The sequence below is a fragment of the Dechloromonas denitrificans genome, assembly GCF_020510665.1.
Classification (GTDB): Bacteria; Pseudomonadota; Gammaproteobacteria; order Burkholderiales; family Rhodocyclaceae; genus Azonexus; species Azonexus denitrificans_B.
In genome coordinates this window covers 25,763-41,535 of record NZ_CP075187.1, presented here as the reverse complement: position 1 = coordinate 41,535, position 15,773 = coordinate 25,763, and the positions used below count along the sequence as shown (strand labels likewise).

The 15,773-nt window shown below is 58.8% G+C and carries 13 protein-coding genes; 4 read left to right on the top strand and 9 right to left on the bottom strand.

All coding sequences use genetic code 11. The annotated features are described in order from the left end of the window. The first annotated feature begins 15 nt into the window (after positions 1 to 15). Positions 16 to 705, top strand: a complete 690-nt coding sequence (locus tag KI614_RS00155) for an MOSC domain-containing protein (protein ID WP_226407049.1) — start codon at positions 16 to 18, stop codon at positions 703 to 705. A 6-nt stretch (positions 706 to 711) separates the two neighbouring features. Further along, complete coding sequence (locus KI614_RS00150; RefSeq protein WP_226407047.1) at positions 712 to 1,926, top strand: MFS transporter; 1,215 nt, start codon at positions 712 to 714, stop codon at positions 1,924 to 1,926. Here KI614_RS00150 and KI614_RS00145 read toward each other — a convergent pair. The 9 genes from KI614_RS00145 to rsmB form a co-directional block, all read right to left on the bottom strand. Continuing rightward, complete coding sequence (locus tag KI614_RS00145) at positions 1,873 to 2,859, bottom strand: hypothetical protein (RefSeq protein WP_226407045.1); 987 nt, start codon at positions 2,857 to 2,859, stop codon at positions 1,873 to 1,875. The two genes, KI614_RS00150 and KI614_RS00145, sit on opposite strands and share 54 nt — an antisense overlap. A 50-nt stretch (positions 2,860 to 2,909) precedes the next feature. Continuing rightward, a complete protein-coding gene (locus tag KI614_RS00140) occupies positions 2,910 to 4,892 on the bottom strand; it encodes a primosomal protein N' (protein WP_226407043.1) in 1,983 nt (660 codons plus the stop codon). Between the two features lie 286 nt (positions 4,893 to 5,178). After that, positions 5,179 to 6,246, bottom strand: a complete 1,068-nt coding sequence (gene hemE, locus KI614_RS00135) for a uroporphyrinogen decarboxylase (protein ID WP_203468105.1) — start codon at positions 6,244 to 6,246, stop codon at positions 5,179 to 5,181. Between the two features lie 57 nt (positions 6,247 to 6,303). Further along, a complete protein-coding gene (locus tag KI614_RS00130; RefSeq protein ID WP_203468104.1) occupies positions 6,304 to 7,758 on the bottom strand; it encodes a TrkH family potassium uptake protein in 1,455 nt (484 codons plus the stop codon). 9 nt (positions 7,759 to 7,767) lie between these two features. After that, the gene (trkA, locus tag KI614_RS00125) at positions 7,768 to 9,201 is read right to left on the bottom strand and encodes a Trk system potassium transporter TrkA (protein ID WP_226407041.1); all 1,434 of its coding nucleotides are present in this window, start codon (positions 9,199 to 9,201) and stop codon (positions 7,768 to 7,770) included. 24 nt (positions 9,202 to 9,225) lie between these two features. Continuing rightward, a complete protein-coding gene (locus KI614_RS00120) occupies positions 9,226 to 10,491 on the bottom strand; it encodes a sigma-54-dependent transcriptional regulator (protein WP_203468102.1) in 1,266 nt (421 codons plus the stop codon). Continuing rightward, positions 10,469 to 12,625, bottom strand: coding sequence for a sensor histidine kinase (locus tag KI614_RS00115; RefSeq protein ID WP_226407039.1), 2,157 nt, complete (start codon positions 12,623 to 12,625; stop codon positions 10,469 to 10,471). The genes KI614_RS00120 and KI614_RS00115 overlap by 23 nt, the downstream gene beginning before the upstream one ends. After that, the gene (locus KI614_RS00110; RefSeq protein ID WP_226407037.1) at positions 12,622 to 13,203 is read right to left on the bottom strand and encodes a DUF4390 domain-containing protein; all 582 of its coding nucleotides are present in this window, start codon (positions 13,201 to 13,203) and stop codon (positions 12,622 to 12,624) included. The genes KI614_RS00115 and KI614_RS00110 overlap by 4 nt, the downstream gene beginning before the upstream one ends. Then, the gene (gene rsmB, locus KI614_RS00105; protein WP_226407035.1) at positions 13,196 to 14,455 is read right to left on the bottom strand and encodes a 16S rRNA (cytosine(967)-C(5))-methyltransferase RsmB; all 1,260 of its coding nucleotides are present in this window, start codon (positions 14,453 to 14,455) and stop codon (positions 13,196 to 13,198) included. The genes KI614_RS00110 and rsmB overlap by 8 nt, the downstream gene beginning before the upstream one ends. A gap of 34 nt (positions 14,456 to 14,489) precedes the next feature. Here rsmB and KI614_RS00100 point away from each other — a divergent pair, with 34 nt between their 5' ends. After that, positions 14,490 to 15,374 carry a S1/P1 nuclease gene (locus tag KI614_RS00100; protein WP_226407033.1) on the top strand — a complete coding sequence of 295 codons (885 nt, stop codon included), beginning with the start codon at positions 14,490 to 14,492 and terminating at the stop codon, positions 15,372 to 15,374. Between the two features lie 9 nt (positions 15,375 to 15,383). Beyond that, positions 15,384 to 15,761 carry an adenosylmethionine decarboxylase gene (gene speD / locus KI614_RS00095; protein ID WP_226407031.1) on the top strand — a complete coding sequence of 126 codons (378 nt, stop codon included), beginning with the start codon at positions 15,384 to 15,386 and terminating at the stop codon, positions 15,759 to 15,761. Positions 15,762 to 15,773: the final 12 nt, after the last annotated feature.

Below are 15,773 nucleotides of genomic sequence, written 5' to 3'. Positions count from 1 at the left end.
CACAATTCACCAACCATGGCCAAAATTTCACTTTTCATCGGCGGCATTCGCCCACTTGCCGACTCAGGACGCCCGACCGGCATTTACAAACAGCCTGTCACCGACACGCTTGAACTGACACTCACCGGTTTTGCCGGGGATGAACAGGCCGACAAGCGCGTGCATGGCGGGCCTGAAAAAGCCGTACACCTTTATCCGGCACGACATTACCAGCGACTGGCAGAACAATTCCCCGAAGCTGCCGCAGCGCTCCAACCCGGCAGCCTGGGCGAAAACATATCGACGGTCGAACTCGACGAAAGCAACGTCCGGGTCGGAGAGATCTATCAACTCGGCACCGCCCGCCTTCAAGTTTGCCAACCGCGCAATCCCTGCTGGAAGATCGACACCCGATTTTCCAGCGATGGCATGGCCGCCTTCATTGCTGAAAATTCGCTAACCGGCTGGTATTGGCGGGTTGTACAACCCGGCATCGTCAAACCGGACGACGAACTGCACAGCCTTGAATCGCTCGACAGCCCGACGCTGGCCGATGCCATGCAGCTTTGCCAGGCCCATCGCCCAGACCCAGCCGACCTTGAAAAACTGGCCGACACTGCCGGCATCGCCGCTGACTGGCAACGTAAAATTCGTACGCGTGCCGACTGGTTGCGGCGCAATACCTCCCTGACCCAGCCGCAAAGCGGCGTTCCACGTGAAACCTGAAAACCAGTGAACACCATCGATACCCGCAAACTCTGGATCCGGCTTTTCCTGCCTTTTGCCGCCGGCTACTTCCTCTCCTACCTCTATCGCACGGCCAATGCAGTCATCGGCCCGGTTCTCGCACGCGAACTCAACCTGGGCGACAATGCGCTGGGCTTGCTGACCAGCACCTATTTTCTTGCCTTCGGCGCAGCCCAGTTACCCTTGGGTATGCTACTCGACCGCTTCGGACCACGGCGAGTCGAAGCCGGGCTCCTGCTGATGGCCGCAGCCGGCGCTGCCATTTTTTCGCTTTCCGACACGCTGGGTGGACTGGCAACGGGCCGGGCCTTGATCGGGCTGGGCGTTTCGGCCTGCCTGATGGCCTCGTTCAAAGCCTTCGCCCAATGGTTTCCAGTTGAGCGACAAGCCTCACTGACCGGCTGGATCATGGCTTCCGGCGGGCTGGGCGCGCTGGCCGCCTCAAAACCACTGGAGCTGGCGCTAGGTTTTGCCAGCTGGCGGGAAATTGCCTTTGGGCTCGCTGTCACAACACTTTTCGTCGCTGCGGCACTATGGACCTTCGCCCCCGACAAAACGAGTGAAAGCAAGGGCGATGGCTTCGCCGCTCAACTGGCCGGCGTCAAGTCGATCTTCGGCAGCCGGCATTTCTGGCGCTATGCGCCGATGGGCTTCTGTTTTACCGGGGGCTTCATGGCGGTCCAAGGACTCTGGGCGACACGCTGGATGTCGGTTCAGGAAGGCCTGGAAGCCGCAGCCATTGCCAGTCGCCTGACCTGGATGAGCGCCGCCATGCTGGGCGGATTCCTGTTCATGGGGTTCTTTTCGACGGCCTTGCTGCGCCGGGGCATTTCGCTTGACCGTATTTATCGCTGGTCGATGACGCTGGCGATCGGCCTCCTTGCGTCGATCACATTCTTCCCGACCCTGGGTGGCAGTCTCATCTGGCCGATCCTGGCCGCCTGCTTTTCGCTCTCGAATGTCTCTTATGCCCTGGTGGCACAAGCGTTTCCCGCTGCACTCTCGGGGCGGGCGAATACGGCGCTCAATCTGCTGGTTTTTGCCGGGGCCTTTGGTCTCCAATGGGGTATCGGCATACTGGTGGACAATCTTCAGCACGGAGGCTGGTCGGGTGACGCAGCCTTCCGCGCAGCCTTCCTGACCCTGCTAGGCGGCCAGTTGCTCTCCCTGGGCTGGCTTTTCTTCAGCCGACAACGCTGAACTGGCGAGGTCGACCTGCTGCATCCGGCCGACCTCACCCGATTCGGCGAGATACAACCCGGCCGCCCTGATCTGGCCAAGTAATTCATTCGATGCCGTTTTCAGCGAAAATGGGGCGTCGACCGCAGCCGTGTAAAGCGCCCCGATACCACGCTCGGCCAGGCTCGAATAATGTTCGCCCGACCAGATGCCCAACTGCTTGAAAGCTGGATCGGCTTCATCGACCCAGCCGTTGTGGTCAGCATCAAGGGCCGAGAGGTCGGAAAACCCGTTACCGCTCGCCACACCAAACAACTCGTGCCCGTTGTCCGCCTTGCCATTCCCGTTTCGGTCAAAGACCAGAAAACCACAGCCGGCGCCCACCCCGGGAATTTGTTCGGCACAGCCATCGGCATCAAGATCAAAATCAATCCGCCGATCCGTCAATTCAACGGCCTTGCCATCGAACGACAACATCAGCGGATCATGCAGAACGATGCTTCCCGATTCCTCATCGACTTTTTCGCTTTTAAATTCGCGAGCCATTTCAGTCACCATGCTGAAGTCGATTTCCCGGCCATCCGCAGTCTTCACCCGGCCGCTGGCACAAACCGTCGTTGTTTCTGACTCGCATACCCGCTCGCTCATCCGGCTGTGCCACTGAAAACCAAGCTGGCTCGGACTTGCCTGGTTTTTGTCAGACGGCAAACCCTGTATCGTGGCGGCAAGGTTTTCCGGGCATTTTTTACCGTTGACCGCAGCCATGATCGCATCGACCAGGTTTTTAAGCAGCGTCGCAACGCGCTCCCGGGCCGCCGCGGCATCCTCCCCGGCCGTCGATGAAACACCGGCGAATACCTGACGGAAGTTACTTTCGAACGAGATTTCAGTGCTACGGGTGTACTGGGTGTCGTGACTAGCCGACAACTGAACGTTCGATTCCTGAATTTTCATGACCCTCTCCTTGCACAATTGGGAGAACTCCCCTGCAAGGGCCGTGCCGGTCATAATTCGTAAGGATCGACTTCAATGTGCCAGCGCAATTTCGACGGCGCCTTGATGCCTTGAATCGCCTCGCGCCAATACGGCAAGAACGTCTGCAATGCAGGCCGGGAGTACGATTCGACGAGTAACTGCCCACGCTCCAGATTGGCCAGCCGGGCCATTTTCATCGGGATGGGGTCATAAACCATGATGTTCTCGTGCTCGGCAATCAGCGAAACGGCTGCTGCCGCCGTCAGGAAGGCAATCGAATCCGCCATGTCCGGCGCCTCGGCCCGCAACATCGCCTGAAAGGCGTAAGGCGGGAAGCCTGCCTGCTCACGCTCCTTGAGCAGGGTTTCGGCAAATCCGGGGTAATCGTGCGCCACCAGCGCCGCATAAAGCGGGTGATCGGGGTACTGGGTCTGGATCAGGACCTCGCCCTTCAGTTCAGCTCGCCCGGCCCGTCCGGCAACCTGCATCAACTGGGCAAAAAGACGTTCCGGCGCGCGCCAGTCTGCGGCAAACAAGGCCGAATCAGCGCCAAGCACCCCGACCAGTGTCAGTTTCGGGAAATCATGGCCTTTGGCCAGCATTTGCGTGCCGACCAGAATATCCGCCTCACCACCATGGATTTTCTCAAGCACCGCTTCCCACTGCTTGCGGCTTTTGACCGAATCACGATCAACACGCAGGATGCGCGCTTCCGGAAACTGCTCGACCAACCATCCTTCAAGCCGCTGAGTACCGCGCCCAAATGGCAGGATATCCTGGTTGCCACAAGTCGGACAGGCCTTGGGAACACGATATTCAAAACCGCAGTGGTGGCAGCGCAAGCGGCGATCCGCCTGGTGCAGGACCATGTTTGCGGCACACCGCTTGCACCGCGAAACCCAGCCACAGGCAGTACAAGCCAGCACCGGGGCATAACCGCGCCGATTGAGAAAGACCAGGCTCTGCTCGCCGCGCGCCAGACGCTCCCTGATCGCGGCAATCAGTGGCTGACTGACACCCTCCTTGAGCGGAGCCTTGCGCGTATCGACCAAATGGACTGTCGGCAGGCTGGCATCAGGATTGGCCCGTTCGCGCAAACTGAGCAGGTTGTAGCGTTGGCCCTTGGCATTGGCCCAGGATTCAAGCGAGGGCGTCGCCGAACCAAGCAGAATCGGAACGCCAAGCTGGCGGGCCCGGAACACGCCAACATCCCGGGCGGAGTAGCGCATTCCATCCTGTTGCTTGAAAGAGGGATCATGCTCCTCATCAATGATGATCAGACCAAGCTCAGGCATCGGTGTGAAAATCGCCAGCCGGGTACCCAGCACGATACGGGCTTCTCCCGAGAATGCCGCCCGCCAGTTGCGCTCACGGGCAGCCTCGGCCAGTTCGCTGTGCAACGCAACAACGCTGGTATCGACAAATCGGGCACGCACCCGCCCTTCAAGCTGTGGTGTCAGGTTGATTTCCGGCACGAGCAAGAGGACTTGTTTGCCAAGCGCCAGGGCTTTATCAATCAAGCGCAGATAAACCTCGGTCTTTCCGCTACCGGTCACCCCATGCAGCAGATGGACTGAAAATCCGGCGGGTACATCGACTGCCTCGACAGCTTGTGCCTGTTCTTCGGTCAGTTGCGGCAAACTGGATGGATCCGGCAAACGTCGCGCCCGAGCATTGCGGCGGGCCGGCGGATCAATCCGTTTCAAACCTGCCGGCAAGGCTTGCATGACCACTTCGCCGATCGCAGCCTGATAGTAAGCGCTGGCAAACTCACAGAGCTTTAGAAAATCGGCAGGCAAGGGAGGCAAGTCTTGCAGTATCTGGCTTACAGGTTTTAGCTGGTCAAGCGGCCAGTCACTCTCATCCACCACGTCAAGAATGACGCCGAGTTTCTCACCCCGGCCAAATGGGACGCGCACGCGCCGGCCAATGGCTGCGGTCGACGCTGCTGGATCGAGATAATCGAACAAGCGGTGCAAAGGCAGATCGAGAGCAACACGCAAAACAGGCATGGATAAGTCGGGTTTCTCCAAAAACGCTGTAACCCATTACAGAAAAAGGGTTTTTCAGCTTGTCCACAAAAACTGTGGATAACTTTGTGAGTTTCTTTTGGAAGTGAGCGCCAAGTAACGATTCTGTAAGGATTTCGTTACTTTGCCGAAATATTAGGCAAGACAACAAACTTAATAAATTCAATCACTTGACTAAAGCGCGATGTGTCAAGTGGTTTCCCGACAAAATCATGAGCGGGATGGAAAACTCTGTGTATAAGTCAAGCTTCCCACCCCACTTATGCTATCACTTACGTAATAAACGACTGTGTCCATGCACTGCTTCAACCAAGGCGGTCACGCTTTCCGGCGGCGTAAATTGCGAAATACCGTGGCCGAGGTTGAATACATGACCGGTATTGCCGGCACCAAAGCTGTCGAGCACTTTCCTGGCTTCGGCAGCCACGACTTCCGGCCCGGCGAACAGCACGTTCGGATCGAGGTTACCCTGCAGCGCAACCTTGTCGCCAACGCGACGGCGGGCTTCGCCAATGTCGATCGTCCAGTCGAGACCGACGGCATCGCAGCCGATGGCCGCAATTTTTTCCAGCCACAGGCCACCGTTCTTGGTGAATACGATGCTCGGAATGCGCTGGCCGTCTTTTTCCTTCTTCAAGCCGGCCACGATGCGCTGCATGTATTGCAGCGAGAACTCCTGGTAGGCCGCATTTGATAGCGAACCGCCCCAGGTATCGAAAATCATCACCGCCTGGGCGCCGGAATCGATCTGCGCATTCAGGTAGGAAATCACCGACTCGGTCGTCACCGACAGAATTTTGTGCAGCAGGTCCGGCCGGCTGTACATCATTCCCTTGATATGGCGGAAATCGCTCGAACCCTGGCCTTCGACCATGTAGCAGGCAAGCGTGTACGGGCTGCCGGAGAAGCCGATCAGCGGCACCGAGTTATCCAGGGCGCGGCGGATTTCGGAAACGGCATCCATCACGTAACCGAGGTGCTCGTACGGGTCCGGTGCGGTCAGGTTGTTGATCGCCCATTCCTCGCGCAACGGACGCTCGAAACGCGGCCCTTCACCTTCGGCGAAATAAAGACCCAGGCCCATCGCATCCGGCACGGTCAGGATGTCGGAGAACAGAATGGCGGCATCCAGATCATAGCGAGCCAGCGGCTGCAGGGTGACTTCGCAGGCCATCGTCGGCGACTTGCACAGATTCAGGAAATTGCCTGCCCGCTTACGCGTTTCGCAGTATTCGGGCAGATAGCGACCGGCCTGACGCATCAGCCAGAGCGGGGTGTATTCGGTCGGCTCCTTGAGAAGGGCGCGCAGGAAGGTGTCGTTCTTGGGTCGGCTCACGGTGGGTTCCGCCTGAAAAATCGAAAGGCGGAATTATCCGCCTTTCTGGGGCTGCGGTCACTTACGCCAGAAAGCCGGGGTCAGCACCACCAGCAGGGTAAAAATTTCAAGACGCCCGAGCAGCATGGCAAAAATGCAGACCCAGGTCTGGAAATCCTCCAGTACTTCATAGGTTGTCGATGGGCCAACCAGGCCAAGACCCGGCCCGGTGTTGTTCACGCTGGCGACAATTGCGGTAAAGGCGGTAACGATGTCCAGCCCCGTGAAAGCCAGCACCAGGGTCAACGAGACAATACTGACCATGTACATGAAGGCAAAGGCGAGCACTGCAAACAGGATAGGCTGCGATGCAACCTGGCCACCGATCCGGATGTTGTACACCGCGCTCGGGTGCATCGCCCGCAGCAATTCCCGATAGACCTGCTTGTAGAGCAGCAGGGCACGCATCATTTTGATGCCGCCCCCGGTCGACCCGGCGCTGGTCGCAAAACTGGAGAGAAACAGCATCCACAGGGGCGCAAAAATCGGCCACAAGGCGAAATCGACGCTGGCAAAACCGGTCGTCGTCGCAATTGAAACCAGATTGAAGGCGGCATGGCGCATAGCCGTGTCGAGATCGGCGTAAATTCCGTCTTTCCAGATGTAGACCGCGACAACGAAAATACTGACCAGCGTCACACCGATAAACCAGCCGGCCTCCGGGTCCTGCAGATAGGGCCGCAGGGAACGGCCGCTGACAGCCAGGAACAAGGTGCCGAAATTCATCCCGGCAATCAGCATGAATACAATCGCCACCGCTTCAATGGCCGGCGAATCAAAATAGCCGAAACTCGCATCGTGGGTTGAAAAGCCGCCCAAACCCATCGTCGAAAAAGTGTGGCAAACCGCATCGAACCAGTTCATCCCGGCCAGACGGAAGGAGAGGCAACAGGCAACCGTCACGCCGAGATAAACCAGCCACAGTCCCTTGGCCGTTTCGGCAATGCGCGGCGTCATCTTGGCGTCCTTCATCGGACCGGGCGTCTCGGCCTTGAACATTTGGCGGCCGCCAATCCCGAGCAAAGGAAGCACGGCAATGGCCAGCACGATCAACCCCATGCCGCCAACCCAGACCAGTTGGTGACGCCACAGGTTGATCGACATCGGTAGCTGATCGATATTCGACAGCACCGTCGATCCGGTCGTCGTCAAACCGGAAACGGTTTCGAAATAGGCGTCGGTATGACTGATCCCGAGTTGAAGCATCAGCGGTATGGCAGCAAAGGCAGGCAGAACCGACCAGACCAGCACGACCATTAAAAACCCGTCGCGAATGGTCAGCTCGCGTTTGCAATTGCGATAGCGGTACCAGAGGAAAGCCCCGCTCAACATGGTCAAGCCAAAAGACTCGTCGTATACCGCCTGCGCACCGTCATTGGTCGCATACGAGAGAATCAGCGGCGCCAGCATGGTCAGGCCGAAAAGCATGATGATCATGCCCAGAGCACGGTAAACGGGGGCAAAGCGGGTCATGAGTGCCCCTTAAAGAAAGCCGAAACTGACCTGGAAAAGCTTTTCGACCTTCTTGACCAGCTTTTTCCGGGTGCAGAAAACAATCACGTGGTCATTTGCCTGAATCACCGTGTCGTGATGGGCGATCTCAACCTCGCCATGCCGGGTGATCGAAGTCCAGTCGTCGGTCTGGCCAATCACCACCGCCTTGTCGAAATTGCGAACCAGAGCGGCGACGGTCACGCCATGCGGCCAATCGATTTGATCGATGCGACGACCGACGATCTTCGATGTTTTCGCATCGCCATGCGCAACCAGTTCCAGAGCCTCCGCGGCACCGCGCCGCAAGGAGTGCACTTCCGCCACATCGCCCTGGCGCACATGGGCCAGCAAGGTACCGATCGATATCTGGGCGGGCGAAATCCCGATATCGATCGGGCCGCCTTCGATCATTTCGGCGTACGCCCGGCGATTGATCAGCGCAACCACCCGCTTGCAGCCCAGACGCTTGGCCAGGCTCCCGGCCATGATGTTGTCTTCATCATCGTTGGTCAGCGAGAGGAAGAGGTCCATTTCCGCAATGTTTTCCTGCTCGAGCAACTCCTCATCGGTCGCATCACCGAGCAGAACCAGCGTATTTTCAAGCTCATTGGCCAGAAGTTCGGCGCGCTCCGGGCGTCCTTCGATCAACTTGATTTCATAGCGCTTCTCAAGCGCCTTGGCGACGCGCAGGCCGATATTGCCGCCCCCGGCAACCATGATCCGCTCAACCGGCGTCATCATCCGGCGCAACTGGCGTAAAACCGGACGGATATGCTCCGCGGCGGCCAGCAGGAAAACCTCGTCCCCCGCCTCGACAACCGTCTCGCCCTCCGGGAAAACCGCCTGATCGCGTCGGAAAATGGCTGCAATCCGGGCATCCATCCCGAAGGGTAGCAAGGCCTTCATCTGCTTGATCTGCTGACCGACAAGCAGGCCGCCCTCGTATGCCCTGACGGCAACCAGGCTGACCCGGCCCTTGGCAAAATTGAGCACCTGCAAGGCCTCGGGAAACTCGATCAGGCGCTGGATGTAATCGGTGATTACCTGTTCCGGGCAAAGCGCGAAGTCGACCGCGAAATTGTCCGGCGAGAGCAAGGCGGCATCTTCGAGGAAATCGCGCGAACGCAGGCGGGCAATCCGGGTGGGAATATTGAATACACTTTGCGCCAGCTTGCAGGCAACCAGATTGCTCTGGTCGCTCTGGGTCAGCGCAATCACCATGTCGGCATCCTCGGCACCGGCACTGCGCAAAACCGAGGGCGTCGCCGCATCGCCGACCACGGTGCGCAAATCGAGCCGATCCTGCAATTTGGCCAGGCGGGCCGCATTGCAATCGATCACCGTAATGTCGTTTTCTTCGGAAACCAGCCCTTCGGCCACACTGGCGCCGACCTGGCCGGCCCCCAGAATGATGACTTTCATGCGTATCCCCCGCCCGACAGTAATTTATTCTTCGTTGCGCTTGCCCAGCTTGACGTCGAGTTGCTTCAGCTTGCGATACAAGTGCGTCCGTTCCAGCCCGGAACGCTCTGCCAGTTTGGTCATGTTGCCCCCTTCCAGGCGCAGATGATGCTCGAAATACAGCTTTTCAAAGGCATCGCGCGCCTCACGCAAAGGCTGATCAAGCAACGGCAGCAAGGACGCAATTTCACGATTGCCGCCCTCCTCGCGTGGCATGACGCGGCTCACGTCATCGGCCGAGATATCCTCTTCCAACGCCGTCAGGGCAAGGTTGCGCACCAGGGCATAAAGATCGGTCCAACTGGCTTCCGGCAGGTTTTTCCAGGGCAGCGTGCGCAATGCATTCAACGCACCGGTCGAAAAACGGCGCGGCTGGACTTCACCGCGTTCGACAAAATTGGTCAGCAGCAAACCGGCAATTTCCGGCAACTCATCGGCGTGCCCGGCCAGTGAGGGCATCGCCACCCAGACCTCACCCAAACGGGCCAGCAATTTGCTGTCCCAACCAGACTCTGCCAGCGTACCGAGCGAACTGACCGTTGCAGCGACCAATTGCAAATTGAGCTTTTCAAGCCGGTCGACCGCGAAAGCCAGGTTCATCTGCTGCATTTTGCCGAGCACGGCCAGATCCGGCACAAACAACACGCCGCCGCTGACTTTCTCAAGCATTTCCTGAGTCAGCGCACTGCTGACACCGGACAGGTCGAGCCAAGGCGCACGCGGTGGTTGCAAGGTACGCGCGCAAATTTCAGCCATGCCCCCTGTCGCCCCCTTGAGCAGCAGGACCGATGCCTTGGCCGCAGCCTGCTCCAGCCGACGCTTGAACTCCTTGACGAAAGCGGAACGCCCGAATGCCTCCAGCGTCAGTGGCGGACGCAACGGCGGAGAATCATGCTTGAGCGCCTTTTGCACGGTCGACAGCAGTTTTTGCAACGCAATCGGCTTTTCGAGGAAATCGAAAGCACCAAAGCGCGTCGCTTCGACGGCCGTATCGATCGTGCCGTGACCGGACATCATCACCACCGGCATGTTCAGATGACCTGCCGCATGCCATTCCTTGAGTAGCGAAATACCGTCGGTATCCGGCATCCAGATATCCAGAAGAACCAGATCCGGACGCAATTCGTTGCGGATACTGCGCGCAGTCCCTGCATTTTCAGCCAGACGCACGTCATAGCCCTCGTCGATCAGGATTTCCGACAGTAGTTCGCGGATCCCGACTTCGTCATCAACGACCAGAATTATTGCCATGCTTGGCTTCCTCCTCCTTCACCAGGGGCAAGCGGATATCGATCCGTGCGCCGCCCTCAGGTGCATTGCTGATTTCAATGGTGCCCAGATGTTCTTCAACGATTTTCTTGACAATGGGCAGACCCAGGCCGGTACCGCGCGCCTTGGTCGTGACATAGGGTTCAAATATGCGCGGCAACAACTCTACCGGGAAACCGGGGCCATTGTCGCTGATTCGTAAGCAGGCATAGCGGCCGGCCGCTTCGGTCAGGATGTGAATGATGCTGGCACTCCGCCCTTCGAGTGCATCTTCCGAATTGCGCAACAGATTGTGGATGATCTGGCGCAACTGGGTTGCATCGCCCAGCACCGGGGGCAGTGTATCGGACAGGGTTGTTTCAATTTCGGCTGACGAACTTTCGTAAAGCCCGAGCACTTCGCGAATCAGCTCATTCAGATCCAGCGAAGCCACTTCAGGAACCGGCAGCCGCGCATAGTCGCGGAAATCGTCAACCATGCGTTTCATTGCCTGAACCTGGTTAATGATGGTCTGGGTGCCGCGTGCCAGCATATCGGCATCACCATTGATCAATTTATCGGCCAGTTTGAACTGCAGGCGCTCAGCCGACAGCTGGATCGGCGTCAGCGGGTTCTTGATTTCGTGCGCCAGACGTCGCGCCACCTCGCCCCAGGCGGCACTGCGCTGGGCGGCGATGATCCGCGTCACATCGTCGAAAACGACAACATCGCCGCCGCCGCTGGCATCCGGCAGTCGCGACCCGCGCAGCAATAAAACCTGGGGCATGCCGTTCGGGCGCTCAAGTTCCACCTGCGCCTGCCATTCGATTTCTTCGGTCGCCGAGAAATGCTGGCGAATGAATTCACCCATGACGCTCTGGCGCGGCCACTGGGCCACCTCCTCGCCAATCAGGCCGACAAAATCGTCATTCAGGATGGTCAAGGCACCTTCATTGACGGTGCGCAGAACGCAATGGCGATCAAAGACCAGCACCCCGGCAGACAGGTTGGCCAGAATCGATTCAAGATAACCGCGCGCCGATTCCAGTTCTGCCCGATGGCGCTCGGTTTCGCGCCGCGCCTCATCAAGCTGGCGGGTCATCTGATTGAACGATTGCGTCAGGATACCAAGTTCGTCGCCGCTGTAGATTGCCTGGCGTGGCGAGAAGTCGCCCTGCGCTACCGCCTGCGTCCCTTCGGCCAGAATGTAGAGCGGCGCAGCCAGCCGGCGGGCCATCACGTAAGCCAGGGCAAAAGCACCAAAAAGCGCGACCAGTACGGTCAACGTCAAAGTCAGAGCATAAATCCGCGTCAGCCCTTCACGCGCCAGCTGCAATTCCTGATAGTCACGATAAACGCCCTGGACGGCATCGGCATCCTGAGCCAGGCTGGGTGGTACCGAATGCGTCAGCTGCAGGATGCGCGGTTCTTCGAAAACATCGCGCGCTGCCACCGGGACCAGCACGCGCAAGTACAACTTGCCGCCATCGCCCTCGACCGTCGCCACGGCACGCGAACTGCGCGCCTGCTTGAGTTGGGCTTGGCTCGGCAAATCGGGCAGCAGGCTGCTCAGCTCGCTGGTTGCGCTGGACAGCAATTGCCCGCCCACGGAGAACAACGCAGCCGACTGGACACCTTTTTCCTCGCGCAGGCGAAGCAATGCCGAGCGCCGCGAACTTTCCTGCAAGTCCGAAAGCTCAAGCGCCATGCTGCGCCCCTTGTCCGCCAGGTCGGCAAGCAATGAATCCAGCGCCGAACGACCAAGGTGCAGGCCCGATTCCAGCGCCTTTTCAACACGGACATCGAACCAGCTTTCAATCGACCGCGTGACAAACTGGACCGAAACGCCATAGACCAGCGCGCCGGGCAAAACAGCGATGACACCAAACATCAGCATCAGCCGCAGTTTCAGCCGGGCGCCAAAGACTTGTGCCCGGTAATCCCGCCACAGCGAACGTAACTGCCAGCCGACCAGGCCGAGCATGGCCAGGGCCAAAACGATATTGAGCCCGATCAGCAGCGGATAATTGCGCGAAAAAATAACGGTATCGGCCGCCGTGGACATCAGCAGCAGGAACCAGACGATTCCGCCAAGCGCAGCGGCAAATGCGCCACCAGCAGCAAGCAAGCGCTTCACTTGGCCTCCACCGCAGGCAATGACGGGAGTACCAGTTGCCAGGTTTTCCAGTCCGAATTCAGGCTCCACTCCTTGTTGCCCAAGGCGCTGATCTGGAAAGGACGGGGCAGTTGCGTGATATCGAGACGCAGGCGCAGTTCGGCCAAATAAGGGTCACCGGCCCGCAGGGTACGGATGTCATTGCGCTCGATGACCAACCAGTTGCGCAGTCGCGACAAAACACGCAAGGCATCCGACAGGCTGGAAAACGACTGGTGCAAGCCGCCGGTCGACAAACGATATTGGCGAGTCAGCGCATGGTAGGAAAGTCGATAAGTCTGGCTGCGACTGACCAGCTTTTCATCAAGCCAGTACCAGCGGGCCCGTGCAAGCTCGAAATCGACGACGAAATGGAGAACAACCCCCTTGGTGACTGCTTCTTCGAGGCGACTGTTCAAATCGAAAGCAAAATCTGCCGATAACGAATAGCCGTCATCGCCGGCAGCAAGTTGCGGGCTGCTGATCTCGACTTCTGCGGTCCACGCCAGAAAAGGCACGAAAACCAGAAGAAACAGCCAGCGGCGCAATTGCTCAGTCAATTTTTTCGAGCAGGCAGTAATAAAAACCATCATGTTCAGCAGTCGGCAACAGCTGCTCCTCGTGTCGGCAACGAGCCTTGGGCTGACGGCTCAGGAAACGTCCGATCTGACCCTTGTTTTCGGCAGGAAAGACCGAGCAGGTGACATATAGTAATTTACCCCCCGGCCGGACAACCCGCCACAGAACGTCGAGGATACGCGACTGGGTCGCAGCAAAACTGGCGATATCGGCTTCACGACGCAGCCACTTGGCATCCGGATTGCGTCGCACGACACCGCTGGCCGTACAAGGTACGTCAGCCAGTACGGCATCGAACAACTCGTTGTTCCACCAGGTATTCAACTTGATGCAATCAGCCACCTGGATCGTGGCAGACAAGCCGAGACGGGCCAGATTTTCCTCGATGCGCCGGCAACGCGATGCTTTCAGATCCAGCGCCAGCAAATCAAGCTCAGCCTGTTCGAGCAGATGTGCCGTCTTTCCCCCAGGCGCAGCACAGGCATCAAGCACACGGCTGCCCGGCGCCGGTGAAAGCAGGCTTGCCGCCCTCTGGGCGCCAGGGTCCTGGACCGAAAACAAGCCATCGGCAAAACCCGGCAAACGCTCGACCGGCAAGGGTTTGGCAAGCGCCAGACCGGCCTCGCCAAGCGCTTGCGAGACAATACCTTCCGCCGTCAAACGCGCCTGATATTCATCTCGCCCGGAGCGCCGGAGATTGACGCGCAAGGCCATTGGCGGTGCTGAGTTGCCGGCTGCGACAATACTTTTCCACGCCTCCGGATAGGCTGCCTGCAATTCGGCCAACCACCAGTCCGGATGCTGCGAAAGCGCCAGTTCGTTCTGCGACAATTCGGCGAGCAACGCTTCCTGCTGCCGCAAAAAGTTGCGCAACACGCCATTGACCAGCCCCTTGAAACGGCCTTCAACCAGCTCGCCTGCAGCAACAACCGCTTGGTCGACAACGGTGTGCGCTGCATCCGGGCGGGTTTCCAGGCGATAAAAGGCGACCAGCAGCAAGGCCCGCACTTCCGACACTTCGAGTGGCTTGCTCAGCAAACGGGCGAGAAAAAAATCACCCTTGCCATAGCTGCGCAAGCTGCCATAAACCAGATCCTGAACGGCTGGCCGAGCCGCCGGATCAACCCGGGTGAGCAGGCCATCGGCCAGGCTCTGGCCGGCAAAGACGGCGGCATCGATGCGGGCAGCGCTGAGCAGCGCAAAAGCGAGGGAATTAAGCGGCAATGTAGACATAGGCTGTGATTATCGCACGCTGCATAATGCGGCAATGTCGAAACACCTGCTTATCCTCGTCTTTTTGCTGATCAGCCCGCTAGCCGAAGCCTGGAACGGGGCTGGCCACCGCTTGAGCGCCTTGATTGCCTGGCAACAGATGTCGGAAAAAACCCGAGACGCGGTGAGTGAGGCGTTGGCCAGGCATCCCGACCATTCGCGCTGGGCGGAAAAAGCCGGCACGTCCGAAGCGGCCGCCATTTTTGCCGAAGCATCGACCTGGCCCGACACCATTCGCAACGATCCGCGTTTCTACGACGAGGGCCGGCAATCCGCCACGCCGGCAATTCCCGGTCTGCCCGAAAACGCACGCCACAAGCATTGGCACTACGTCGATCTGGATAAAAACGGCCAGCGGACCGAAGGTGAAATCGATCATCAAATCGACCGGCTCACCCAATTACTGCGGTCGACCGCGAAAGAAGAGCAAATCAGCTATGCCCTGCCCTGGCTGATGCATCTGGTTGGCGACATTCACCAACCGCTCCACGTCGGCCATCACGATGACGAGGGCGGCACAAAGACAGAAATTGAAAACCCGCTCAACAGGCGCCAACCCTTTTCCACCCTGCATGCCTACTGGGATGAGCTGCCCGGCCCTTCGTCATTGCGCGGGAAACGTCTTGAAAAATTTGCCGGCCGGCTGCTGGAAACATACCCCGCCCCAAGTCAGGGAAACACGCTGCTCTGGCGCGACGAAAGCCATCGCCTGCTGGGCAGCGCTTACCCGCCAAACGGGAGCCTGTTGCCGGCCATTACGGAAAGCTTCGACGAACAAAGCCGGCACATCGCCAATCGCCGGATCACCGAAGCAGGCTATCGGCTTGGTCGCTTGCTGGAACGTATCTTTGCCGCGCGGGTTTCACGTGAAACCCCCTAAAATCGAATCATGAATGGCTTGCACCTGATCGCCGACCTGCACCAGTGTCGCTGCGCCCCCGAGTTTCTGCTCGATGCCCCCGGCCTCGAAACATTCTGTGTCGACGCCTGCACTCGCCACGGACTCAGCGTCGTCGGCCGGCTTTTTCACCCATTCCGTGATCAACAAGGCAATCCGGCCGGCGTAACCGGCACCGTCGTGCTGGCTGAATCACATCTGGCCATCCACACCTGGCCCGAGATCAACAGCGTGACCCTGGATGTCTATGTCTGCAACTTCAGCGGAGACAACAGCGAACGGGCGCATGCCCTGTTCAGCCAGGTGATCGATGCTTTCAAACCCACGCACAGCGAAAAAAAAGAGGTGGCACGCGGCCACCTCGGTTGATTGCCAGGAGCA

Excerpts from the sequence above, each read along its gene's own strand:
- KI614_RS00155 (WP_226407049.1), top strand. The coding sequence starts at position 16 with ATGGCCAAAATTTCACTTTTCATCGGCGGCATTCGCCCACTTGCCGAC.
- KI614_RS00140 (WP_226407043.1), bottom strand. The coding sequence starts at position 4,892 with ATGCCTGTTTTGCGTGTTGCTCTCGATCTGCCTTTGCACCGCTTGTTC.
- KI614_RS00120 (WP_203468102.1), bottom strand. The coding sequence starts at position 10,491 with ATGGCAATAATTCTGGTCGTTGATGACGAAGTCGGGATCCGCGAACTA.
- rsmB (WP_226407035.1), bottom strand. The coding sequence starts at position 14,455 with ATGTCTACATTGCCGCTTAATTCCCTCGCTTTTGCGCTGCTCAGCGCT.
- speD (WP_226407031.1), top strand. The coding sequence starts at position 15,384 with ATGAATGGCTTGCACCTGATCGCCGACCTGCACCAGTGTCGCTGCGCC.
- trkA (WP_226407041.1), bottom strand. The coding sequence starts at position 9,201 with ATGAAAGTCATCATTCTGGGGGCCGGCCAGGTCGGCGCCAGTGTGGCC.
- KI614_RS00145 (WP_226407045.1), bottom strand. The coding sequence starts at position 2,859 with ATGAAAATTCAGGAATCGAACGTTCAGTTGTCGGCTAGTCACGACACC.
- KI614_RS00130 (WP_203468104.1), bottom strand. The coding sequence starts at position 7,758 with ATGACCCGCTTTGCCCCCGTTTACCGTGCTCTGGGCATGATCATCATG.
- KI614_RS00100 (WP_226407033.1), top strand. The coding sequence starts at position 14,490 with ATGTCGAAACACCTGCTTATCCTCGTCTTTTTGCTGATCAGCCCGCTA.